Annotated in this window: 24 protein-coding genes; 6 read left to right on the forward strand and 18 right to left on the reverse strand. The window is 64.6% G+C overall.

Features of this window, described 5'->3' with window-relative positions; translation table 11 throughout:
• The first annotated feature begins 24 nt into the window (after positions 1-24).
• On the forward strand, positions 25-738 hold the full coding sequence (locus tag BRA471DRAFT_RS22325; protein ID WP_007611356.1) for a DUF599 domain-containing protein: 714 nt from the start codon (positions 25-27) through the stop codon (positions 736-738).
• Positions 739-1,588: 850 nt separating this feature from the next.
• Here the strand turns inward: BRA471DRAFT_RS22325 and BRA471DRAFT_RS22330 are convergent.
• From BRA471DRAFT_RS22330 to mgtE, 4 genes are all read right to left on the reverse strand, one after another.
• A complete protein-coding gene (locus BRA471DRAFT_RS22330; protein ID WP_007611357.1) occupies positions 1,589-2,539 on the reverse strand; it encodes a hypothetical protein in 951 nt (316 codons plus the stop codon).
• 49 nt (positions 2,540-2,588) lie between these two features.
• Positions 2,589-3,407 carry an aldo/keto reductase gene (locus BRA471DRAFT_RS22335; RefSeq protein ID WP_007611358.1) on the reverse strand — a complete coding sequence of 273 codons (819 nt, stop codon included), beginning with the start codon at positions 3,405-3,407 and terminating at the stop codon, positions 2,589-2,591.
• Positions 3,408-3,579: 172 nt separating this feature from the next.
• Positions 3,580-3,912, reverse strand: coding sequence for a DNA-binding transcriptional regulator (locus BRA471DRAFT_RS22340; protein ID WP_035974180.1), 333 nt, complete (start codon positions 3,910-3,912; stop codon positions 3,580-3,582).
• Positions 3,913-4,074: 162 nt separating this feature from the next.
• Positions 4,075-5,496 carry a magnesium transporter gene (gene mgtE, locus BRA471DRAFT_RS22345; protein WP_007611360.1) on the reverse strand — a complete coding sequence of 474 codons (1,422 nt, stop codon included), beginning with the start codon at positions 5,494-5,496 and terminating at the stop codon, positions 4,075-4,077.
• A 116-nt stretch (positions 5,497-5,612) separates the two neighbouring features.
• Between mgtE and BRA471DRAFT_RS22350 the strand changes: the two genes are divergently transcribed.
• Together BRA471DRAFT_RS22350 and BRA471DRAFT_RS22355 are read left to right on the forward strand one after the other, a co-directional pair.
• Positions 5,613-6,386, forward strand: a complete 774-nt coding sequence (locus BRA471DRAFT_RS22350; RefSeq protein WP_007611363.1) for a polysaccharide deacetylase family protein — start codon at positions 5,613-5,615, stop codon at positions 6,384-6,386.
• A gap of 190 nt (positions 6,387-6,576) precedes the next feature.
• The gene (locus tag BRA471DRAFT_RS22355; RefSeq protein WP_035974182.1) at positions 6,577-7,893 is read left to right on the forward strand and encodes a polysaccharide deacetylase family protein; all 1,317 of its coding nucleotides are present in this window, start codon (positions 6,577-6,579) and stop codon (positions 7,891-7,893) included.
• A gap of 6 nt (positions 7,894-7,899) precedes the next feature.
• Here BRA471DRAFT_RS22355 and BRA471DRAFT_RS22360 read toward each other — a convergent pair whose 3' ends face one another.
• Positions 7,900-8,274 carry a hypothetical protein gene (locus tag BRA471DRAFT_RS22360; protein ID WP_007611365.1) on the reverse strand — a complete coding sequence of 125 codons (375 nt, stop codon included), beginning with the start codon at positions 8,272-8,274 and terminating at the stop codon, positions 7,900-7,902.
• A gap of 289 nt (positions 8,275-8,563) precedes the next feature.
• Here BRA471DRAFT_RS22360 and BRA471DRAFT_RS39030 point away from each other — a divergent pair, with 289 nt between their 5' ends.
• A complete protein-coding gene (locus tag BRA471DRAFT_RS39030; protein WP_179950104.1) occupies positions 8,564-8,821 on the forward strand; it encodes a hypothetical protein in 258 nt (85 codons plus the stop codon).
• Between the two features lie 21 nt (positions 8,822-8,842).
• On the opposite strand, the gene BRA471DRAFT_RS39035 is transcribed toward BRA471DRAFT_RS39030, so the two are convergent.
• The 7 genes from BRA471DRAFT_RS39035 to BRA471DRAFT_RS22400 all read right to left on the reverse strand — a co-directional run bounded on the left by BRA471DRAFT_RS39035 (position 8,843) and on the right by BRA471DRAFT_RS22400 (position 12,903).
• Positions 8,843-9,031, reverse strand: a complete 189-nt coding sequence (locus BRA471DRAFT_RS39035) for a hypothetical protein (RefSeq protein WP_007611367.1) — start codon at positions 9,029-9,031, stop codon at positions 8,843-8,845.
• Positions 9,032-9,041: 10 nt separating this feature from the next.
• A complete protein-coding gene (locus tag BRA471DRAFT_RS22375) occupies positions 9,042-9,371 on the reverse strand; it encodes a four-helix bundle copper-binding protein (protein ID WP_007611368.1) in 330 nt (109 codons plus the stop codon).
• A 100-nt stretch (positions 9,372-9,471) separates the two neighbouring features.
• Positions 9,472-10,416, reverse strand: a complete 945-nt coding sequence (locus tag BRA471DRAFT_RS22380; RefSeq protein ID WP_035974184.1) for a cation diffusion facilitator family transporter — start codon at positions 10,414-10,416, stop codon at positions 9,472-9,474.
• 18 nt (positions 10,417-10,434) lie between these two features.
• Positions 10,435-11,340: an NAD(P)/FAD-dependent oxidoreductase gene (locus BRA471DRAFT_RS22385; RefSeq protein ID WP_007611370.1), complete on the reverse strand. Its 906-nt coding sequence runs from the start codon at positions 11,338-11,340 to the stop codon at positions 10,435-10,437.
• Positions 11,337-12,413, reverse strand: a complete 1,077-nt coding sequence (locus tag BRA471DRAFT_RS22390; protein WP_007611371.1) for a flavodoxin family protein — start codon at positions 12,411-12,413, stop codon at positions 11,337-11,339. The genes BRA471DRAFT_RS22385 and BRA471DRAFT_RS22390 overlap by 4 nt, the downstream gene beginning before the upstream one ends.
• Positions 12,414-12,493: 80 nt before the next feature.
• The gene (locus BRA471DRAFT_RS22395) at positions 12,494-12,694 is read right to left on the reverse strand and encodes a hypothetical protein (protein ID WP_007611372.1); all 201 of its coding nucleotides are present in this window, start codon (positions 12,692-12,694) and stop codon (positions 12,494-12,496) included.
• A 2-nt stretch (positions 12,695-12,696) separates the two neighbouring features.
• Positions 12,697-12,903 (reverse strand): hypothetical protein, encoded by a 207-nt coding sequence (locus tag BRA471DRAFT_RS22400; RefSeq protein ID WP_007611373.1) that lies wholly within the window; start codon positions 12,901-12,903, stop codon positions 12,697-12,699.
• Between the two features lie 419 nt (positions 12,904-13,322).
• Between BRA471DRAFT_RS22400 and BRA471DRAFT_RS39805 the strand changes: the two genes are divergently transcribed.
• A complete protein-coding gene (locus BRA471DRAFT_RS39805; protein ID WP_231170953.1) occupies positions 13,323-13,496 on the forward strand; it encodes a hypothetical protein in 174 nt (57 codons plus the stop codon).
• Between the two features lie 77 nt (positions 13,497-13,573).
• On the opposite strand, the gene BRA471DRAFT_RS22410 is transcribed toward BRA471DRAFT_RS39805, so the two are convergent.
• The 5 genes from BRA471DRAFT_RS22410 to BRA471DRAFT_RS22430 all read right to left on the reverse strand — a co-directional run bounded on the left by BRA471DRAFT_RS22410 (position 13,574) and on the right by BRA471DRAFT_RS22430 (position 19,260).
• A complete protein-coding gene (locus BRA471DRAFT_RS22410) occupies positions 13,574-13,756 on the reverse strand; it encodes a hypothetical protein (RefSeq protein WP_007611379.1) in 183 nt (60 codons plus the stop codon).
• A gap of 135 nt (positions 13,757-13,891) precedes the next feature.
• The gene (locus BRA471DRAFT_RS22415; protein ID WP_007611385.1) at positions 13,892-14,638 is read right to left on the reverse strand and encodes a Crp/Fnr family transcriptional regulator; all 747 of its coding nucleotides are present in this window, start codon (positions 14,636-14,638) and stop codon (positions 13,892-13,894) included.
• Entirely contained in the window at positions 14,638-17,805 is a 3,168-nt protein-coding gene (locus BRA471DRAFT_RS22420; protein WP_007611386.1) for a CheR family methyltransferase, read from the reverse strand. The genes BRA471DRAFT_RS22415 and BRA471DRAFT_RS22420 overlap by 1 nt, the downstream gene beginning before the upstream one ends.
• A gap of 170 nt (positions 17,806-17,975) precedes the next feature.
• Positions 17,976-18,242: a hypothetical protein gene (locus BRA471DRAFT_RS22425; protein WP_007611387.1), complete on the reverse strand. Its 267-nt coding sequence runs from the start codon at positions 18,240-18,242 to the stop codon at positions 17,976-17,978.
• Between the two features lie 10 nt (positions 18,243-18,252).
• Positions 18,253-19,260: a chemotaxis protein CheB gene (locus tag BRA471DRAFT_RS22430; protein WP_007611388.1), complete on the reverse strand. Its 1,008-nt coding sequence runs from the start codon at positions 19,258-19,260 to the stop codon at positions 18,253-18,255.
• Positions 19,261-19,345: 85 nt separating this feature from the next.
• Here BRA471DRAFT_RS22430 and BRA471DRAFT_RS22435 point away from each other — a divergent pair, with 85 nt between their 5' ends.
• Entirely contained in the window at positions 19,346-19,750 is a 405-nt protein-coding gene (locus BRA471DRAFT_RS22435; protein ID WP_007611389.1) for a response regulator, read from the forward strand.
• Positions 19,751-20,093: 343 nt separating this feature from the next.
• On the opposite strand, the gene BRA471DRAFT_RS22440 is transcribed toward BRA471DRAFT_RS22435, so the two are convergent.
• Positions 20,094-20,876, reverse strand: a complete 783-nt coding sequence (locus BRA471DRAFT_RS22440; RefSeq protein ID WP_007611390.1) for an SDR family oxidoreductase — start codon at positions 20,874-20,876, stop codon at positions 20,094-20,096.
• Positions 20,877-21,047: the final 171 nt, after the last annotated feature.

Genomic DNA, 21,047 nt, shown 5'->3' on the forward strand with positions numbered 1-21,047 from the left:
TGCGATCCTCGCCAGGAGACTGACATGAGCAGGCATTGGGTCGACATCACAGCCGTCGGCTTCTTCATCATCGAATGGCTGGTCTACGCGCTGACGCTGGAGCATTCGGCCTATGGCCGCGACAGCCTGTCGGCGCGCATGAACCGCTACCGCGAGGTGTGGGTGCGCCGGCTGCTCGACCGCGACGCGCGCATGGTCGATATGCAGATCATGGCCTCGTTGCAGAATGGCACCGCCTTCTTCGCCTCCACTAGCCTGATCGCGCTGGGCGGCGCGCTGGCGTTGCTGCACGCGACCAACGACGCGATCACGATCTTGAGCAAGCTGCCGATCGATCTCAGCACCTCGCCGGCGATGTGGGAGCTGAAATGCGTCGGCCTTGTCCTGATCTGCGTCTATGCCTTCTTCAAATTCGCCTGGTCGTACCGCCTGTTCAACTATGTCGCGATCCTGTTCGGCGGCATGCCGGCGGCTTCGCAGCGTGACACGCCGGAGGCCGAAGCTCATGTGATCCGCACCTCGCGCCTGTTCGAATCCGCCGGCCGCCATTTCAACCGCGGCCAGCGTGCCTTCTTCTTCGCACTCGGCTATCTCGGCTGGTTCGTCAGCCCCTGGGTGTTGTTCGTGACCACGGCAGCTGTGGTGATTGTGACCTGGCGGCGGCAATTCGCCTCGAGCGCGTGGGAGGCGATGGCGCCGGAGGTGGTGGATGGCGAGGAGATGAAGCGCGGTCGTTGACGTGCTCGTGTGCGGACGCGCTGCTGCGCTCGCAGTGACGGAGTATGAGGGGGCAATGCCACTTTTCCACCTCGCATTTTGAATTGCAGACACAGCTTCTCATCCTCGCGGCGCATTTCGCCCGAGCTCTGCTTGGTCGCTCCACCCTCAAATCCAAGAGGGCGCAGGGAAGGCCGGGTGCTGACCTCGCACCTGCGGTCCGCTGCGCGAAAAGCACACGCAGGAAAACCGCACAGCAGCATACAGGTGGTGCCAATCACTCGGCCTTCCCTGCGCGATGGTTGGACGGCTTATGCCGTGCTCTCCCGGGAGCCGAACTTTCCTTCTGGCCTCCCTCACTTCCGCGAATTGGATGATGCTGTCTGCCCGGTTGGGCTCGCACACACCTCCGCGAAAACTTGACCGTAGCAACGACGGCCAGGACCACACGGTTTTGCCGTACGCGCATTCGCCATTTCGCCGCAGGGTTCGACCGCCTCGTGCACGTGGCCATCGAAATACCGACGAGACGAACTTCACAGCGCCGCTCGTCCGCACCTGGCCACGGGCTCACAGGGACTACCCGCCCTGCCCGCACCTCTCATGCCGACGCTGCCGCGTCCACCGCAAGCCCGGCTCGCAATCAAGACGACAACGAGATCGCCCCTCAAGGATGAGCCGGGATGGGCGACACATACGCCGTTTCCGAATTTCGGTAAAGTGGAATATTTTTGTGGGAAGGGGTTGACGGGGCGACACAGGCGCGGTCCCGTAGCCCGGATGGAGCGCAAGCGTAATCCGGGAAGGTGCGAAACGCAGCGCGAGCGGCCCCGGATTGCGCTACGCTCCATCCGGGCTACATGACCACCTGTTACCCGCCGAAATCCCGCGGCGAGAACGGCAGGTCCATCACCTTCCATTCCCCGTATTTGTCGGCCGGCAGCATCTTGTAGGGCTGGCAGGCCTGAAGCGCGCTCATGGCGGACTTCACGAGCGCCACGCCCTTTGCCGACGGCGGGGCTTCGATCAGGATCGGCTCGCGCGCCAGCGTGCCGTCGGTCGCGAGCACCGTGCGCAGCTTGATGTTGACGTTGTCGGTCGGCGCGACGCCCGCCGGCAGCTTGGCGCAGCTTCGCAAGTGACGACGCAGTTCGGCGATGATTTCGGCCGGCAGCTTGGCCGCGATTGAATCCTTGGCATCGCCGCCATCGTCCTTGGGAGCATCTTTCGGCAGCTCCGTCGGCAATTCCGGCGGCAGGCCCAGCATGACGCCGTACTTGACGGTGACGTCGGGCTCCGGCGCCTGATAGGACGGCGGCGGCGCGGCCTCTGGCTGCTGCATCGCTTGTGGCAGTAGCTGTGGCGCCGGGGGCTGCGGTGTCGCCTGAGGCGGCGACTGCGATGGCTGAGGCTGTGGCTGTTGAGGCTGCGGTTGCGGCTGCGCATTTGCCGCGCGCTTAGGCGTCTGTGAAGGCTGGGGCTGCGGCTGTTTCCGTTGCGACGCTTCAGGCGAGGCCTGCTGCTTCGCCTCGGGCTTCGGCGCGGCCGCCGCGTTGTCCTTCTCGGAGAAATCCAGCTTCGGCAGTTTCAGGTCAGGGATCGGATCCGGCGGCTTTGCCTTGAGTTTTTCGTCGGCCTTCTCCTCGGCTTTGGCTTCTTCCTGCTTCACCTGCTCCGGCGTCACGATGCTGACGGAAACCGATTCGGGCGGGCTGGCGTGAAACGGATGGACTTCGCTGATCACGATGATCAGCGCGACCAGCGTCAGATGGGCGATCGCCGACGCTGCAATGTCCGTCCGTATGATCTTCCGCAGTTCCATCGCCTGACTTCAGGTTGCCGTGCTGGTCCTAGCATACGGCAGTCCCCCCTCAATCCCATTTTGGCGCGAAGCCGAAATCGGTCAGGCGGCCCCTGGGACTGGCCAGCGCGGCGATCCGGGCCATCTCGTCGTCCGAAAGCTCGAAATCGAAGATCTCGATGTTTTCCGACAGGCGTTCGACGCGCGAGGTGCGCGGGATCGCAGCGACATTCTGTTGCACCAGCCAGCGCAGGCAGACCTGCGCCGGCGTCTTGTGATGGAGACGCCCGATCTCGGCGAGCGTCTGGTCGGTCTTGATCCGCCCCTTGGCGATCGGGCTATAGGCGACAAGAGCGAGCCCGTGCTGATCGCAGGCCGCCCTCACCTTCGCCTGGTCGAGATAAGGGTGGTACTCGACCTGGTTGCAGGCCAGCGGCTCCGGCGACAACGCCACCGCCTGCTCGATCAGCGCGACGGTGAAATTGGAGACGCCGATGTGGCGGGTCAGGCCCATGCGCTTGGCATGCGACAACGCGCCCAGCGTCTCCTCCAGCGGCACGTGCGAATTGGGCCAGTGCAGCAGCAGGAGATCGACGGAGGGAAGTCGCATGCGCGCCAGGCTCTCCTTGACCGAGCGCTCGAGATCGTGGGGTGCGAAATGGTTGGTCCAGACCTTTGTCGTCAGGAAGATGTCGTCGCGGCGCACGCCCGAGGCGCGCAAGCCGTCGCCGACCTCGCGCTCATTCTCGTAGACCTGTGCGGTATCGATGTGGCGATAGCCGAGCCGCAACGCCTGCTCGACCACGCGTGCGCACATGCGCCCGCTCAGCTCCCAGGTTCCCAGCCCGATCGCCGGTATTCTTGCGCCATTGGTCTCGACGAACAGCATGAGGAATCCTCTCTGTCGCGCTCGCCCCAAATCATGATCCAGGCGTCATTATGAACCCGGCGGGCGACACTGCCAACGGACGACACCGGCCGCCGGGCCGGATCTTGCGCGCAATGCTAACGGGAGGTTCGCGCCAGGCTCTGACCTCAAGCCTTGACGTCAGGCCTTGAGCTCATGCTTTGGCGAGCGCCTGGAACACGGTCTCGGGCGCATGCGCGATCACCGCGAGCAGCGCGCGGGCGGGTCCCCGCGGGGCACGCTTGCCCTGCTCCCAGTTGCGGATGGTCTCGACGGGAACGCCGAGTTTGGCCGCGAACTCCATCTGGGTCAGGCAGGCGCGGCGGCGCAAATCGCGCACGGCGAGCGAGCTGGTGTCGGGCGGCGCTGCGTCAGGTACGGGCTGGATTGGAAAGGGCTGGATCGGAAGTGGCTGGACAGGAAACTCTTGTCCGTCCCGCAACTCGACAATCCGTCCGTCCGCCTTCAGCCGCACACGCATGCTCATTCCCCCAAGCGGGGACGATGATGCGGGAGGTCGCTTAAGTTCGGATTAAAGATGATGGCCGGTAGCCCGGATGGAGCGAAGCGCAATCCGGGGCGTCTCTCGACGGATGCAGCGGCCCCGGATTACGCTTCGCTCCATCCGGGCTATGGATTTCAACAGCTCCTACCTCAGCCCGAACCACAGCGTCGCAATTCCGAGAAAGGAGAAGAAGCCGACGACGTCGGTGACCGTTGTCACGAACGTGCCGGAGGCCACGGCCGGATCGGCCCTGACACGTTCGAGCGCCATCGGGATCAGGATGCCGCCGAGCGCGCCGGCGAAGAGGTTCACGATGATGGCGAGCCCGATGACCAGGCCGAGGCCCGGGATCCTGAACCAGGCCACCGCGGCGACGCCGGTGATCACGGCAAAGGCGAGACCGTTGACGAGGCCGACCAGGCCCTCGCGCACCACCACGCGCCAGGCGTTGGAGGAGCCGAGCTCGCGCGTCGCCAGCGCCCGCACCGCGACCGTCATGGTCTGGGTCGCGGCATTGCCGCCCTGGCTTGCGACGATCGGCGCCAGCACGGCGAGCGCCACCATCTTCTCGAGCTGGCCCTCGAACAGGCCGAGCACGGAGGACGCCAGAAAGGCGGTGGCGAGATTGACCAGCAGCCAGTTGAACCGCGCGCGTGCAATGGTGAACACGGTGTCGGACAGCTCTTCGTCGCTGTTGACGCCGCCGAGCGCCTTGAGGTCCTCGTCCGCCTCTTCCTCGATGACGTCGACGACGTCGTCGACGGTGATGACGCCGACGAGGCGGTCCTGGGTGTCGAGTACCGGGGCTGCGACGAGATTGTACTTGCCGAACATGCGCGCCACCTCCTCCTGGTCCTCCAGGACGGAGACGCGGCGGCGATCCTCGTCGGTCAGCTCGGCAAGGGCCACCGGGCGGCGGGCGCGCAGCAGGACATCGAGCGAGACTGCGCCCTGCCAGTGCTGCTCCTTGTCGACGACGTAGATCTCGTAGAAGCGATCGGGCAGATCCGGCGTCTCGCGCATGTAGTCGATCGCCTGCCCCACGGTGAAATCCTGCGGCACGGCGATGAACTCGGTCTGCATCCGGCGGCCGGCGGAGTTCTCCGGATAAAGCAGGCTGCGCTCGAGCACGACGCGCTCCTTGAGCGGCAGCTTCTCGAGGATCTCCTCCTGATCGGCCTGATCGAGCGTTTCCAGCAGCTCGACCGCATCGTCGGATTCGAGCTCGCGCACACCTTCCGCGACCGTCTGCGGCGGCAGTTCCTCGAGGATCTCCTCGCGCACGCCCTCGTCGAGCTCGTTCAGCGCGGAGAAGTCGAAATCGCGCCCCGTCAGTTCGACCAGGCGGACCCGATCGTCGGGCTCGAGGGCCCCGATGAGATCGCCGAGATCGGCCTCGTGCAGCTCGGCAACGCAGGCGCGCAGCGCGGCGCTGTCGCCGGCCTCGATCGCATGGGCAATTTCCGCGACGAATTCGTGACGAATTTCGCCGTCTTCATTGCGCATCGGCACGTGGTCGAGTACCGATTCCGCGGCAAACGCGGCACCGTCCAGATGTTCATCCATGGCGCGCCTCGCCGTCCGACAGGTTGGAACGAGTGGTCTGAGCTGTTGGTTCAGGCAATACCCACAAGGCAACTCTGAGCGCAATGACAAAGATGCTTCGACTGAGGTGGGCCTCGATGGCGGCAGGCGCAGCCCTCGCCGCCCTCACCGGCATCGCCTCGATTGAAGCCGCCGAGTGCCCGCGCAAGGACGCGCTCGGCACCTCCCGCATTCTGAGCGTCGACGCCAAGACCACGCCGCGCGTGGGCCTGAAGAGCTTTCCGCAGACCTTGCCGCTCGCCGATCACGAGGTCGTGCTGACCTTCGACGACGGACCGTATCCGCCGACGACGTCCAAGGTGCTGGCGGCGCTGGCCCAGGAATGCGTGCGCGCGACCTTCTTCCTGATCGGCCTGCACGCCTCCGAATACCCCGAGATGGTCAAGCGCATCGCCGGCGAGGGCCACAGCATCGGCCACCACACCTTCTCGCATCCGTTCATGGCGCGGATCCCGCACGACAAGGCGAAGAGCGAGATCGACCGCGGCATTGCCGCCGACGAGATGGCGCTGCACGGCACCTCAACGACGACACCATCGACGCCGTTCTTCCGGTTTCCCTATTTCGAGGCCACGCAAGCCGAGCTCGACCTGCTGCAGTCCCGCGGCATCGTGGTGTTCGGGGCTGACCTGTGGGCCAGCGACTGGAACGAGATAACGCCGGAGCAGGAATTGAAGCTCGTCACCGAGCGGCTCGCCGCCGCCGGCAAGGGTATCATCCTGTTCCACGATCCCAAGGCGCGCACGGCCGCGATCATGCCGGCCTTCCTGCGGTATCTGAGGGAGAACGGCTATCGGGTGGTTCACGTCGTGCCGGCGGGCACATCACAGAAGAATGCCGACGCACGTTGATGCCGGAATGTCACGCCGGCGCAAAATGGGGTGATTTGGGCCCTATTAACAGTCTGTTCATGCTACGCCATGCAAGTATCGAGGGGACTTGTCGCGGCAGGGTTCTGGGTAGCGTTTCTTGCGCCTGAACCGTTTGCCGATGTCTCCGACCTACTATGGCGGCAATCGCGTAAGAGGGCAGACGGGGTTCATGATCGGAAGTAGCGTTGTTGCTCGGACGCGATCGTGGATCGTCCTTTGCTTTGGCGGATTCCTCGGCGGATTTTTGGGTGTCCTGACCATCGGCTCGCCGGCCATTGCGGCCGACTGCCCCGGCCATCCGGACGCGCTCGGGACCTCCCGCACGCTCGTGGTCGATCCGCACGAGCATCCCCGCATCGGCACCATGCAGTACCGCGAGACGCTGCCGCTGAAGGACCATGAAGTCGTCCTGACCTTCGACGACGGTCCGTTGCCGAAATATTCCAACCAGGTGCTGCAGATCCTCGCCGACGAGTGCATCAAGGCGACCTTCTTCATCATCGGCGAACAGGCCAAGGCGAACCCGGAAGGCGTGCGCAAGCTGGTCGCGGCGGGCCACACCGTCGGCACCCACAGCATGACGCATCCGCTCACAATGGACCGGATGCCGCTCGACAAGGCCGAGGCGCAGATCAATGGCGGCATCGAGTGGACATCGGCCGCAATGACCGATCCGTCCAAGCTCGCGCCGTTCTTCCGCATTCCCGGCCTGATGCGCGCCGACGGGGTCGAGAACCTTCTGATCTCGCGCGGGATCCAGGTCTGGAGCGCCGATTTCCCGGCCGACGACTGGCGCCATGTGTCGTCCGATCGCGTCTATCAGCTCGCGATGCAGCGGCTTGAGGCCAAGGGCAAGGGCATCCTGCTGCTACACGACATCCAGGCCCGCACCGTGGCGGCGCTGCCGAAGATCATCCGCGATCTCAAGACGCGCGGCTATCGAATCGTGCACGTGGTGCCCGCGACCGCCGAGCAGCCGGCGACGCCGACGACGCCGGTGGAATGGCTGCTGCATCCGCCGACCGAGACCACACCGATCGCGCGCTGGCCCGCCGTGCCGAACTTCGTGTTCGCGCAGACCGAGACGCTTGCGGCGCCCGCGCTGGCCGACCTCAACGCGCAGACCGCGCATCAACCGCTGCTGCCGCGCAAGACCATGGCGTTCGCCGATGTCGCGGCCACCCTGCCCGTGCCCGGCCGCGATCTCTTTGCGATCCCGGAAGGCTCGGTCGAGGTGCTGCTGTCGACGACCCTGTCGCGGCGCGCCGCGACGCGCCTGGCAATGGCGGCCGAGACGCCTCGTACGGCCAAGGGCAAAGCCGGCAAGTCGCACGCTCCCCGCACCGCGCGCGCTGCTCATGGCACACCGAAGCATGCCGCAGAGGCCGAGGGCACTGCAGCCAAGAGCACTGCGCCCAAGAGCGCCGCGCCAAAGAGCACCGCGCCGCGCCCGACCCGTGTGGCGAGCCTGAAGAAGCGCGCCTAGCAGACGCTACTGTCGCATGATGTTGGCGACGCAGAGCAATACGATCAGCGCCAGGAAGAACAGGTCCATATAGGACTTGACCTCGCCGTCGCGCCGCAGCCGCGCGACGTCAACCACGACCTGCTTGCGCGTGTTCGTTCCGCCCGCGCCGTCATTGATCGGGCCTTGTAGCCGCTTGGTCTCAGCCTCCAGCCGCTCGATCTTCTGGTAGAAGTAAAACGCCCGCAGCGTCGAAGCCGCGCGCATGCCGCTATAGATCAGCACCAGGATCGCGATGATCGCCCGGTTCTGGTACTTCTCCATGAAATTCAGGCTGAAATAGACCATCGCCATGAATGCGAAATTGGTCACGAAGCGATAGACGAAGCTTAGAAAGACCATGCGGGCTCAAGCCTTGAAGGGTGGCGCAACCGGACCGTGTTGCAAATGCGGGGATCAGGAGCCCAAACCGGAACACCCGGCCTGAATGCCAATGCAGGCCCGTCTACGCCAACTTTGTTTCGACAACGATACTATTGCCCCGGCAATGCCGCCTTTTAGCCACGCCCGGCCATAATGCAAGCCGGAGCACGGCCGCCAGTCCGGTGCGCGGGCCTGCTGGCTGCAACGGCTCCTTGGAGATTTGGCCGAAGTCCCGATAGACTGGGGCCGCCACATGCGGGGTCTGCCGATGCCGAAGAAGGGAATCACCGGCCACGACGACTGGGTTCTGACCGAGGCGCTGGCGACTGCGCTGGTCGCGCTGGAGCAGCTCGACACCAAGCACCAGCCGAGCGCGCATATGGACGACATCCGCAAGATGCTCTCGAACGGCAAGGAGCCGGCGGCGGTGACCCTGCATCTCGCCCAGGCCAAATGCCGGCTGTTTCCCGACCTCGATCCGCTGGAGATCTACCGGGAATACGGCATCGGCGAGGAATATGGCTGAGGGCGCCGTTGACGGCCGGACTTAAGGCCCGCCGGCGACCGATCCCGCGATCACCATGACCAGCGCGGCCAAGTCGATCTGGCCGTTGACGATCAGCTCCTCCGTGTCTTTCGCATCGTCCGCGCGTTCGACCTTCAGCAATTGCGGCCGGTTGGCCGCCTGCCGCTTCAGCTCCTCGACGATGGCTTCCGTGAGTTTCTCTTCCAGCATGGGCTTGTCCTCAGGCCGCCATCGCACGGCAGGATTGTGCGCAGGAGCGGCACATGGCGACGCACTCGTCCATGCCACCGACCCGCTCGCAATCCTCGGCGCATTCGCTGCAGATTTCGGCGCATTCGCCACATGTGTGCCGGTGATGCGGCGTGTTGATCAGCATGAAATGCGCCGCCGTCCGGCACATCTCGGCGCACGCCATCATCAGGCGGAAATGCTTGGGCTCGACGTGCTTGCCGCCGGTCTCGAGGCAATGGTTCATCGCCGTGCCGAGGCAGGTCTGATAGCAGCTCATGCAGAGCGCGATGCAGCGCGTCATGTCTTCGGATTGAGCCATCCGGTTTCTCCAATGCTCGCCCCTGCACCGCTCAACCCGTGGGATGTTGTGATCGTTCCTGCTGTCGTGCCGATTGTGGCTTAGGGGGAACCTCGCAAAGCTAGCTGTAACGCCTCGCGCGCACCGCCCGGTAGCGAGCATCGGTCTGCGGCTTGATGAACAGCGCCGCCACGCTTGGATGGCGTTTGCGTATCTCGGTCTCGATCGCAACGACGCATCGCTCGATGTCGTCGGCGCGCTTGTCATCCGCAAATTCGATGCTCAGCGCCGCAACGATTTCGACCGGCGACAGCTGCACCGTCAGGAGGCCGTTGGCCCTGAGCACGCCGGGCGACCGCCTTGCGATGTCGAGGATCGATCGTGCAAGCTCCGGATCGGCGGGCTCGCCGATCAGCAGGCTCTTGCTCTCGCGCGCGAGGCCGATCGACACGATCGCCAGCAATATCCCGATCAGGATCGAACCGATCCCGTCCCAGACCGGCTGGCGCAGCCATACGGCCGCCGCAGTGGCCGCCGCGGCAATGGCGATGCCGATCAGCGCCGCGCTGTCCTCGAGCAGCACCATGAATGCCGGAGGATCCTTGCTCCGAACGAAAGCCTGATAATATCCGAACCGCTGGCCGTCGGAGCTGAAGCGCCGCAGGGCAACCAGCCAGGAGCCGCCTTCAAACAGGAACGACAGCCCGAGCACCACGAAGCTGACGATCGGACTTTCGATCGGCTCGGGGGCGGCGACATGCAGAATGCCCTGATACAGCGAGACACCGGCGCCCAGCGCGAAGATCAGCAGCGCAACGATGAAGCTCCAGAAATACAGCTCGCGCCCATAGCCGAGCGGATGGGATTCGTCGGGCGAACGGCTCGCGCGCCGGTAGCCGTAGAGCAGCAGGATCTCGTTGGTCGTGTCGACGAGCGAATGCACTGCTTCGCTCGTCATGGCCGAACTTCCCGTCCACGCGGCGGCGCCGATCTTCGTGACCGCGACCAGGACATTGCCGAACAGCGCCGCATAGACCGCGGTCTTCGAGGATGATTCTGTCACCAATCTCCGATACCCCGTTCCTCACGCCAGCCGCCGCGGCAGGCTGTGGTGGATCGTGCAGGCGGCGAGCGCGGCGTGCCCGAACGCGACCGATATCTGGTGCAGGTCGGTGACGACGTCGCCGATCCCGTAGAGCCCGTCGACCGAGCTGCGCTGATGGTCGTCGACTTTCAGGTATCCCTCCCCGGTATGTTCGGCCCCCAGCGTCATCGCGAGTTGCGAGCGCACCTTCGCTCCCATCACCGGGTAGACCATTTCGAATTGCGCCGTCCGGCCGTGGGCGAAGACGGCTTCGACGCCGTGGTCTCTCCGCCTCAGGCGCAGGCCGGGCGCGACGACGATCTCGACACCCGCGTCATTCAGCTCCGATGCCGTGGCCTTCCCGTCATCCTCGCCTGTTGCCAGCAACGTCACGTCGCGCGAGTAGCCGCGCATGAACAGCGCCTTGCCGGCGGCCCGGTGAAGCGGACCGACGATGCCGATGCGACGGTCGATCGCCTCGAAAGCGTCGCAGACGGGGCAGTAGCGCAACAGCCCGTCCGCGACCGCCGCGCGCCATTCGTCGAACGGCGGATGGGCGTCGACGATGCCGCTGGCAAGGACGACGATGGCGGCGGTATGCGCGCCGCCGTTCCAGATCGCCTGAAAACCTCGCGCGTGTCGCCGCAAAGTGGTGACCTCGGCATCAACGCGCGTGACCGCGAGCTCGCCCAGTTGCGCGGACATGCGCGCGAGCAGGTCGGTACCGGAAAGGCCGTGGACGAAGCCCGGCACATTGTGACTGCGCGGGATCAGCGCCGCCCGGCTCGCGCCTGCGTCCACGACACAGACGCGGCGCCGAAATCGCGCGAGGTAGATCGCAGCCATCAGCCCGGCGGGGCCGCCGCCGACGATCAGGCAATCATACGACTGATCATTCGCCGTCATTTGGGGTTTGGATCCGACAGGCCCGCACCGGGCGTGCGAAGCTGTCCGCTCCGCGCCAGCCGGACCGCATTGCCGAGTGCGCGCGCGACGTTCTGCACCTCTGTCTGGAATGCGCTGTCGTCATCGAGCGCGCGGTGCGAGGTGGCGTATGGCTCCATGTAGCCGACATAGCCATCGAGCTCGGCGAAGCGGCCGGCCGAGATCAACTGCATGTCGGTCAACCAATCCGACAAGGCGCGGCGCACGCCCTCGGCACCGACCGCATCGCCGTGAACAACGAGGCCGAAATGACGGCCGGCGAGATGGCGTGGATAAGACCAGCCCTTCAGCTCCAGCGCCTTGGCTTCGTCCGCGTTCTTGCCGTGGGTCGAGGTCGGATCGGGATTGCCGCCGTCGGCGCAGACCATGCGATCCATCATCGCCTTCAGTCCGGCGGGCACGTGATACCAGTTCACCGGCGTCACGATCAGGATGCCGTGGGCTGCGACCCACAGCGGATAGATATCGTTCATCCAGTCGTCGGTCTGCCCCAGCGAATAGTTCGGATAGCAGCTGCACGGCCAGTGGCAGAGCGGCATCGCGGTTCCGACGCAGGATTTGCAGGGATGGATCGTCTTGCCGAACTCCGAAGCCAGGCGCGACAGATCGAGGATGTCGACGGCAAACCCAAGCTCGGCAAAGACCGGCTCGGCGAGCTCGACCAGACGCCAGGTCTTGGACATCTCGCCGGGACAGGTGTGCTCGCTACGGGCCGAGCCGTTGATGATGAGGATGCGCGGCGTCTCGTCCGCATCGTCATGGCGTCTCTGCGCCGCCAGGATCTTCGCGCGCGCATCGAGCCAGTCGATGGCGATGTCGTAATCGGGATCGGAGAAACCCGCGCCCGCCTTTCGCGTCAGCGGGGCCTTGCGTGAATTGCTGTAGGCATCCCAGGCCGCGCCGACGATGGCGTCGAGCTCGCGCTGGAGCGGTGCAAAGGCGGGATCGACGAACCGGCTCCTGTAGCGGCGCTCGAAGGCCTCGCGCGAGAGCTTGACGGGCGGCATCCCCTTGCGAATGTCGGCTTCCGTCATGCTGGCTCCTCGCGAGGTCGGTACAGTTCGACCAACCCGGGGCGCGGCGCGCGGTTCCTTCTCGCTCTCCTCTCGTCGCCCTACTGGCGGACAACTACCGGCGGCACATCGAACTGCGCGATGCGCTGGTCCAGCCGCCACAGTTCGATGCGGTGCACCAGCACCAGCGAGGCGGCCTCGCGCTTGGCCTGCTCATCATCGTCGCAGGCCAAATTGATGCATCCAAACACATGCCCGTCCGGATCGATCTGGAACGCGCGGTAGTGCTTGATGCTCCGCATCGTCAAGGTCCTCGCCTCGGGTAGACGGGTTCGCTCAACCAGTCCGTCAGGTTCGAGGTCACCTCGTTCTGCATGGCGCGCTGAAGCAGCATGTCGCGCTCCTTGCCGGGGGGCAGGCTGCGCGCGCGCTCGCGAGCGGTTTGGGCGAATGCCGCCAATCGCTCCTGGAGCGATTGGGTCTGTTTCCTGCGGTTGCGTTTCGCGGTCATTGTACTTTCACAAAGCCCTTCAGATGGAAGGAATCGAGATGGGAGGAATTGGCCCCGGCGGGAGGTCGGCGCCGGGGCCACAGTTCATGCCGGTTGGGGCGGCCCAGCCCGGCAGTGTTGGCAGCTTCGGCCGCAACCGCAGGTTCCGGCATTTCAATAAGTTAACAGTGCGTGATTTTGCCGGTGCGAAACGAAGCGGCCGAGCAGCGACGGATGCGCGCATTCCCTTCGCGCGCGGCGCCACCTCGTCTGCGCCGGAACCGAAATGCTGATTCGCTGATTGATGAAGGACTTGAAGGAGGATCATCATGGCGAAAGCAGCATGGAAGCGGCCGGGCTCACCAATCGGCCGCAAAGGCCCGCGCAAGGCCAATCCCGCGTACAAGCGCCGGGCGCGCGAACGGTGGACACCTGCGGACGTGAGCAAGCTGAAGCAGCTCGCAAAAGGAAACACGCCCACGGGCGTCATGAGCATCAAGCTGCAGCGCCCGGTGGCGGCCATTCGCAGCAAGGCGCAACGCGAAGGCATTTCGCTCAAGCCCGTCAACCGCTCGCCTTACAACAGGCGATCCAAAGCAGCGAAGCGGCGTTGAGTGGGGCATCATCCCGGCGCGTACCGCACGTTTGGTGTCGTCGGCCCCTAGTCCGGCGGCACGCGGTGCCGGAGGTCCTACTCTTCCCGGTTGTCGCGGAGGGCCTTCAGCTCCGAGCGCAGCATCGCGCTTTCCATCACCACCCGGCGCACCTCGCGCGTGGCATCATCAAGCTGATCCGCGACCGCTCTGCGCTGCGCCCGGAGGGCGCGGCTTGCTTCGATCGCGCGCTCAGCGCGGGCAAGCAGGACGTCGTTCATGGAACGACGATAGAAGATTCGGGACGAAACCGCCTTTACGTAAGTTACGTCAATTGCTCAAAACCAGCCATCCGCTCAAAAAACATCCGCGGACGCTAACCTGGATCAAGTCTCCCGGAACACCAGAGAAAACGCTCAGCCACGCCGATAGAGTTGCAGATAGCTCGGCGAGAACAGCGCCGCGTCCTTGAGCGCATCGAGATCGGTGATGGTCAACGTGCGATCGCGCAGCACGATGAGGCCGGAGGCGCGCAACTCCTGAACCGTGCGGTTGAGATGGACCACCGACAGGCCGGTGGCGTCCGCAAGATCCATTTGCGTCACCGGCATCACGCAGGAATTGCTCTCGACCATGCCGACGGGACGCAACCGCTCGATGATCTCGCAGAACAAATGGGCCACGCGCTCGAAGGCCACCCGGCGACCCAGATTGATAGCCCATTCGCGCTGGATGGCACTGTTGATGAGAGTCTCGCACAAGAAAGCTTCCGCCAGTGAACGGTCGGCAGCCACCAGACTCTCGAACCGCGCGCGCTTGATTTCGGTGTAGACGACGGGCGTCATCGCCGCGATGGAATGATCCATCACCGGCAGCAGGAACGCATGCGCATCGCAACTTTCGCCGGGAAAAAGAAAATTGACGATCTGCCGCCGGCCGTCCTCGAGCGTCTTGTAGCGGCAGAGCCAGCCCGACAGCACGAGGCGGATGCTGTCGACCGGATCGCCTTCCGAGATCAGATCCTCGCCCGCCCCTGCGCGCTGGAGTCCCTCGAGCATTGCGTATTCGAGCGAGGTGCGGGCCTCCGTCGACAACGGCCTCAGTACGTTCAGCCGGCGAATGACCGGGTCCACCTGGCTGCGATCGAGCGTCGACAAGGGCATCAGTTGGCCACCGCCGGTGTATGAAACGCCCGTTTGCTGAGAGGAATGGTGATCGTGCATTCCAGTCCCCTGGGATTGAATGCCAACCTGGTCTGCCCCTTGAACTCGAACCCGAGTGTGCGCTCCAGAAGCTCGGTCCCAAATCCTTTGTGCGGCGGGGGCGCAACCGGTGGCCCACCGCGCTCCCGCCACTCGAACACCAGCTCCGCCGGGTCGGTGCCCTGCTCGAGGCGCCAGGAAATCTCGATGCGCCCTGTCGGCCGGCTCAGGGCGCCGTATTTCAACGCGTTGGTTGCGAGTTCGTGTATGGCAAGGGCAAAGGTTTCCGCGGCTTTCGACTGGAAACGCACCGTGGGGCCGCTGACGCGTACCTGCTCCCCCTCCCTGGCGTTATAAGCCAGCAGTTCCTCGACGGCGAGGTATTCGAGATCAACGCCGCCCTCGGGATCGCGGGTCACCAGCGCCTGGGTACGGGCGAAAGCGTTGAGCCGGCCATCGAGATGGGAGGCAAACTCCTCGACGGTCGAGCTCGTATCGGCCGTGCGACGGGCGATCGAGCGCACCACGCCGAGCGTGTTGCGTACCCGATGCTGGAGTTCGGCCAGCAGCAGGCGCTGCCGCTCCTCGGCCCGGGTCATGGCGGTGATGTCGACGAAGGTGATGACGACACCCGCGATGAAATTGTCGATGCTGCGATAGGGCAGGATGCGCACGATGTAGCGCGTGCCGCTGGCCGGGTCCCTCAGCTCACGCTCGGCACTGGCAAGCGTCCGCAGCACGCCGCGAATGTCGTCATAGAGCTCCTCGATCGGGATGCGCGCCTTGATGTGCGCGATGGGGCGGCCCGTGTCGGTCTCGACGAGATGCAGTACCTGCGTGATCGCCGGCGTGAAGTTCATGACGCGCAAATCGTTGTCGAGGAATACGGTCGCGATCTGCGTGCTCTCCAGGAAGTTCTGAAGATCGCTGGTGGCGCGCGTCAATTCCTGGACGCGGTGAGCCAGCTCGCCGTTCACAGTGGTCAATTCCTCGTTGACCGACTGCAGTTCCTCGCGTGAGGTTTCGAGCTCTTCGTTCGCGGACTGAAGCTCTTCATTGAGCGACTGGTATTCCTCGTTCGAGGACTTCAGCTCCTCGTTGGTGCTTTCGAGCTCTTCGATGGTTGCCTGAAGGCGCTCCCGTGTTGCCCGCAGCTCGCCTTCGATACGCTCGACATGCTCGGACTGGACCAGCGCATTGGGCTTGCCCTCGCCGGCATCTACTGCGCGCACCGGGCCGTCCTTGAACAGGACGACGAAATTGCGGTTGTCGCTGCCGCCCTCCTGGATCGGCTCCACCATGATGTCGACGGAAATGTGCTGACCGTTGGCGCCGAGCTGTACCTGCTCGGCATGGGCCGGCTCGTTGGTCTCCGTCGCGCGGCTGAGCACCGCGCGCAGGTCCAGGCGGAGATCGCGGTGGACGAGCTGGAGCAGATCGAGCGTGGCAGCGCCTGCCGTCGGCTCGATGTAGCGGCCGGTGCGCCCGGAAAAGTGCAGCACCTGAAAATTACTGTCGGTAATGACATAGGCGGGCGCGTAGCGCTCGGCGATCCGCTGTGCGCGGCGCTCCAGGCCGATGTCGGGGCGGAACGAGCGCAGCGGCGGCACCTCGGCGGGCGCCCTCCCGGCAGCGGTCGTGATTGGAAATTCCGGTGGCAGCCGTGTTCCGGTCTCCAGCTTCTTGAAGATGCGGGCGCGGCGGTCGATCGGCACGAAAAGTATTGGATGCCGCGTGACGTTCTCGGAATTGCCGAGAAACAGGAATCGATCCGGCAGAAGCGCGAAGTGGAATAGCGGGATCACCCGATTTTGCAATTCGGCATTGAGATAGATCAGCAGGTTGCGGCAGGAGACGAGATCGAGCTTCGAGAACGGCGCGTCCTTGATCACGTTATGCTGCGAGAAGATGCACATCTCGCGCAGTTCCTTGACGACGCAATAGGTATCGCCTTCCCGCACGAACCAGCGCGCCAGACGCTCGCTGGTCATGTCCGCCTCGATATTGGTGCGGTAGCGGCCGACGCGAGCGGTCGCCAGAGCCCGTCCGTCGATGTCGGTCGCGAAGATCTGAACCTGCGGTGGCGAGTCCATCTTGGCCATGTGCTCGCGCAGGAGGATAGCGATGGAATAGGCCTCCTCTCCGGTGGCGCATCCGAGCACCCAGACGCGAACCTGCTGGCGCGCGTCCTTGCCTTCGAAGAGCTTCGGGACGATCTGACTCTCGAGCACATCGAATTCGCGCTTGTCGCGAAAGAATTGGGTGACGCCGATCAAGAGGTCGTTGAACAGATGCTGCGCCTCGTCCTGGTCGTTGCGCAGGAAATCGACATAGGCGGCGATGTCGGCGATCTGGACCACCTGCATCCGTCGCTGCACGCGACGCAGGAAGGTGTTCTGCTTGTAGCCGTGAAAATCATTACCGGTCTTGCTGCGCAGGATGTCGGCGATGCGCGACAGCGAGGTCGCCGCAGCGGCCAGCACCTCGTCGAACCCCTGCTTCTCCTCCAGCCGCCGCAGGTGACGGGCATAGACCTGGATGTGCTCGGCGATCTCTTCCGGAGAGAGCACGTAGTCGGCGATCGCCGCCGGCGTGTTGGCTTCTTTCAGATGATCAGCCTCGTCGCTCGCGCCCTTCTCGGCGATGGCGAGGCCACCGTGATCCTTCAGAGTCGCGGTACCCAGCGTGCCATCGCCGCCGACGCCGGACAGGATCACGCCGATCGATTGCTCGGCGCGTTCTTCCGCCAGAGACACCAGGAAGCTGTCGATCGTGGCCCGCTCGCCGGGGGCCTGCTCGGCCTGGCGGACCGCGAAGCGACCGCCATGGATCGTCGTGATCATCGCCGGCGGGCACAGATAGATCGTGCCGCCCTCGATGGTCTGGCCGTCACTGATGTCGGCGATCTTGCCGCCGGTGGTATCCTGCACGATCCGACGCAGCCGCGGCTCGTCGAGCGCCTCGTGATGTTGCAGCGCCAGCACGACCGCCTGGTCGGCGCTCACGGTCAGCTTGGACAAGAACCGCTCGACGCTATCCAGAGCTGTCGGCGCCGCGCCCACCCCGATAATCAGCGGAGACCTGGTCTGGCGCTCTCTTTCGACCGGCTGGTCGCCGATTTCATGCATGGTCTCGATAGCCTCATTCAGTGACGGGAACCAGAGGACGCCCGCTCGCCGCAAATAGCAGAATTGATATTATCCCAACAGATGCAAGGCGGAAACGTCACGCTGCGTTCCGTACAGCGAGCATTGGGTGTTCGGCATTGAGCTTAGGTGGCCTGCCAACGTCCCCCGGATCACTCCGGACCGACTTGCTGCCGAAGATAGGCAATCCGCTGCTCGATCAGGACGCGATGCCGGAGCCATTCCGTCAGGGTCTGCTTCAGCACCTCGGCCAACCGTTCCGCCTCGCCCGGGTCGTGACCACCGGCACTGAGTTCACGGATCCGATTCTCCTGATCGCGAATGCGCTCAGAGCCTTCCTCGATATCCCGATCGGCCTTGATCAGATGGCGGCGCTCGGTATCGAGCTGCTCGGTCCATTCGGACTGGGAAATGGTCATGGCGACCTCCTCAGGCCTCCCGCTTGCGAACCGGAGGATCGAGCGACTTTAGCACCACGCGCCGGATCATGTCGGCATATTCGCGATATTCGGCAGCCCGCGCCTGGTACATCTCGGCAACCGCGGGCCGGCCGTTGCGCCGTCCGTCCGCGGCCATGCGCTGCACCAACTCAGCCCGCTCCTCGATGATGCGAAGTGCGACCCGCAGGGCTTCATCCACTTGCCCCTCCTGCTCTTTTGCGAGGATGTCGGCGGCGTAGGCGTGACCGACCTGGCAACGGAAGCGCATCGGGTGCGACTCCTTGATCTCGGATAGCACGCCCCCGCAGGCCGGACAGGTCAGTGCAACTGGATCAGCCACCGAGAGGAGCTTGTCACTGCCGATCCGTTCGCCCGCCGCGATCTCGACCTCGAGCCGGATCTCGGGCGGGATCGGCAGCGCGGCACCCGCAACTTCCCTGGCGAGATCGGACAGAACGTCGCCCATTCCGGCACCGGGGACGCAAAGATCGATGATGCTCGCCTCCAGGGCGCTCCTTGGCATTTCATCGGCGATGGCATCCGAGGGGTCCTGAACCACCGAGATTCCGCCGCAACGCTTGATGGCGTTGAGACCGGCCGCACCGTCGGACAACAGCCCGCTGAGGAGCACACCGATCACGCGCGGGCCGTAGTTGATGGCGGCCGAGCGGAACAAGGCGTCGATGGCCGGCCGGACCATGTTCTCGCGCGGACCGCGCCCGAGGAACAGGTGATCCCCGGACAGCAGCAGATGATGGTCCGGTGCGGCCAGATAAACCTGGCCGGGCTCGATCTTCATGCCGTTTTCGGCCTGCCGGACCGGGAGCGGACCGGCGCTGCTGGCGACCGTCGAGAGGATGCCGATGCCCTGCGCCGGGATGTGCAGCACGATGAACACCGCCGCGGGCAGATCCGGCGGCAGCCGGCCGAGGATCTGCTTCAACGGTGCGGTCGCGCCGGCCGAGCCACCTATGACGATGATATCGCGGTTGCTCATGGAACCCGCTTTCGGTTGTATGGTTATACCAAGGCCAGTCACCGCCCGATGTTCCTACGGACCGGAAGGAAGCCACGGAAGCGCCATGGCGATAGCGCCCACATCGTCAGATCCGCAGTCGCCGCTCACGGGGCGGCGGATATTCATTGTCGAGGACGAATATTTTCTCGCCGATGACATTGGCAAGGCATGTCAGGCGCTCGGTGCCGAGGTCGCGGGGCCAGTCGGCGATCTCAATGAAGCACTCAGGATCCTGCAAGATGGCGGCATCCTGGATGCCGCCGTGCTTGACGTGAATCTCCACAGCGAGATGATCTTCCCTGTCGCGCGCGAACTGAAGGCCCGCAGCATACCCTTCCTGTTCACGACCGGTTACGACAAGATCAGCATCAGTCCGGAATTCCACGACGTGCCAATCCTGGAGAAACCGATCGATATGCCGGCGATGGCCCACAGGCTGGCCGCGCTGATCGCCGATCAGCACGGTTGAGCCGGACGGCGATCAGAGCAGATGCGCGAAAGCGAGCCAGGCGGTGACCGCCAGGCACAGGAGCACTGCAGCATACGGCAACGCGATCCGCAATCAGCAACCCTCCCGGCCATCAGCCCATCATCATCCAGACGATCGCCGCCATCATCACGAGGAAACCTGTGATTGCCGTTGCGACAAAGGCCTGTTCAACGCGATCCATCGGCACCACAGCCCCCTCACTCCAGCCGGACCAGTCTGAGCGCTCGGGGAGCCTTGCGCATTAGGCTATGTGAATCGGCGTGCTCCTTTGTCAGTCCGCGGGAGCGGCCGGGCCCTCAGCTTAGATTGCGACGGCGTCGTTCTACGACTTCGCCGTGCCCGGCTCCGCCATCTTGCGATGCTGCTTGGCCAGCATCTCGTTCGGCGTGACGTTGGCGATGGTGGTCTGAAGCTTGTTCTTCATTCCGGTCACGATGTCGGATTCGCCGCGCAACATGGCGTCGAAGCCGGCCTTCGCGACGTCGTAGGCACTGTCCTTCGGCTCGGTGCCGACCTTGGTGTCCATCATGTCGGCGCGGCGGAAGAACTCCGTCTCGGTGGCGCCCGGCATCAGGCAGGTGACGGTGACGCCGCTGTCGCGCAGCTCTTCGCGCAGTGCAAACGAGAATGAATCGAGGAAGGCCTTGCTGGCGTTGTAGACCGCCTGAAAACTGCCCGGCGTGAATCCGGCGATCGAGCCCGTGATCAGGATACGGCCAGAATTGCGGCGGAGCATCTCGTTGCCGGCGCGATGGATCAGATACAGCGTGCCGGTGATGTTGGTGTCGACGAGGTGCTTGATCCTGGCAAAATCCTGATCGAGGAAGGCCTTGCCGAGGCCGACCCCGGCATTGGCCAGAAGCGCGTCGATCGGCCGGTCGCCGACCGCGGCGCAAAGCTTGTCGACGCCTTCGGTGGTGGCGAGGTCGGCCTCGACCGCCTCGACGCCGCCGCCGAGCCTGCGGAGATCGACGGCCACCCTCTCGATCTCGGGCTCGTCCGCCGCGATGACAAGGTTGAAGCCTCCTTGGGCGCAACATCTGGCGAGTTCCAGGCCGATGCCGGTGGAGGCGCCGGTGACGACGGCGAGTTGGTTGGCGGCCATGAGCGTATCCTTCGCTAGTCCTTGAGTGGGATTGATGACGCTCCAATCACCGCAATCGCCGCTCGTTCCTATCGGGACGCACGCCGGTGCGGCGCAAAGATTTTGCACCGTGCGATAGCAACCATCGTTCGTTGTTCGACTTGGATGCCTCGTAGCTCGCGGGAGAACAGA

Origin of the sequence: Bradyrhizobium sp. WSM471 (assembly GCF_000244915.1) — a bacterium.
Taxonomy (GTDB): Bacteria; Pseudomonadota; Alphaproteobacteria; order Rhizobiales; family Xanthobacteraceae; genus Bradyrhizobium.

Bases quoted from the DNA above. Each gene is read 5' to 3' on its own strand.
- BRA471DRAFT_RS22330 (WP_007611357.1), bottom strand. From the start codon at position 2,539: ATGGAACTGCGGAAGATCATACGGACGGACATTGCAGCGTCGGCGATC.
- BRA471DRAFT_RS39035 (WP_007611367.1), bottom strand. From the start codon at position 9,031: ATGCTGGAAGAGAAACTCACGGAAGCCATCGTCGAGGAGCTGAAGCGG.
- BRA471DRAFT_RS22410 (WP_007611379.1), bottom strand. From the start codon at position 13,756: ATGAACGACGTCCTGCTTGCCCGCGCTGAGCGCGCGATCGAAGCAAGC.
- BRA471DRAFT_RS22400 (WP_007611373.1), bottom strand. From the start codon at position 12,903: ATGACCGCGAAACGCAACCGCAGGAAACAGACCCAATCGCTCCAGGAG.
- BRA471DRAFT_RS22435 (WP_007611389.1), top strand. From the start codon at position 19,346: ATGGCGATAGCGCCCACATCGTCAGATCCGCAGTCGCCGCTCACGGGG.
- BRA471DRAFT_RS22425 (WP_007611387.1), bottom strand. From the start codon at position 18,242: ATGACCATTTCCCAGTCCGAATGGACCGAGCAGCTCGATACCGAGCGC.
- BRA471DRAFT_RS22325 (WP_007611356.1), top strand. From the start codon at position 25: ATGAGCAGGCATTGGGTCGACATCACAGCCGTCGGCTTCTTCATCATC.
- BRA471DRAFT_RS22360 (WP_007611365.1), bottom strand. From the start codon at position 8,274: ATGGTCTTTCTAAGCTTCGTCTATCGCTTCGTGACCAATTTCGCATTC.
- BRA471DRAFT_RS39030 (WP_179950104.1), top strand. From the start codon at position 8,564: ATGCCGAAGAAGGGAATCACCGGCCACGACGACTGGGTTCTGACCGAG.
- BRA471DRAFT_RS22415 (WP_007611385.1), bottom strand. From the start codon at position 14,638: ATGCCCTTGTCGACGCTCGATCGCAGCCAGGTGGACCCGGTCATTCGC.
- BRA471DRAFT_RS22395 (WP_007611372.1), bottom strand. From the start codon at position 12,694: ATGCGGAGCATCAAGCACTACCGCGCGTTCCAGATCGATCCGGACGGG.
- BRA471DRAFT_RS22355 (WP_035974182.1), top strand. From the start codon at position 6,577: ATGATCGGAAGTAGCGTTGTTGCTCGGACGCGATCGTGGATCGTCCTT.
- BRA471DRAFT_RS22350 (WP_007611363.1), top strand. From the start codon at position 5,613: ATGGCGGCAGGCGCAGCCCTCGCCGCCCTCACCGGCATCGCCTCGATT.
- mgtE (WP_007611360.1), bottom strand. From the start codon at position 5,496: ATGGATGAACATCTGGACGGTGCCGCGTTTGCCGCGGAATCGGTACTC.
- BRA471DRAFT_RS22335 (WP_007611358.1), bottom strand. From the start codon at position 3,407: ATGCTGTTCGTCGAGACCAATGGCGCAAGAATACCGGCGATCGGGCTG.
- BRA471DRAFT_RS22430 (WP_007611388.1), bottom strand. From the start codon at position 19,260: ATGAGCAACCGCGATATCATCGTCATAGGTGGCTCGGCCGGCGCGACC.
- BRA471DRAFT_RS22420 (WP_007611386.1), bottom strand. From the start codon at position 17,805: ATGCATGAAATCGGCGACCAGCCGGTCGAAAGAGAGCGCCAGACCAGG.
- BRA471DRAFT_RS22390 (WP_007611371.1), bottom strand. From the start codon at position 12,413: ATGACGGAAGCCGACATTCGCAAGGGGATGCCGCCCGTCAAGCTCTCG.
- BRA471DRAFT_RS22340 (WP_035974180.1), bottom strand. From the start codon at position 3,912: ATGAGCATGCGTGTGCGGCTGAAGGCGGACGGACGGATTGTCGAGTTG.
- BRA471DRAFT_RS22440 (WP_007611390.1), bottom strand. From the start codon at position 20,876: ATGGCCGCCAACCAACTCGCCGTCGTCACCGGCGCCTCCACCGGCATC.
- BRA471DRAFT_RS22375 (WP_007611368.1), bottom strand. From the start codon at position 9,371: ATGGCTCAATCCGAAGACATGACGCGCTGCATCGCGCTCTGCATGAGC.
- BRA471DRAFT_RS22385 (WP_007611370.1), bottom strand. From the start codon at position 11,340: ATGACGGCGAATGATCAGTCGTATGATTGCCTGATCGTCGGCGGCGGC.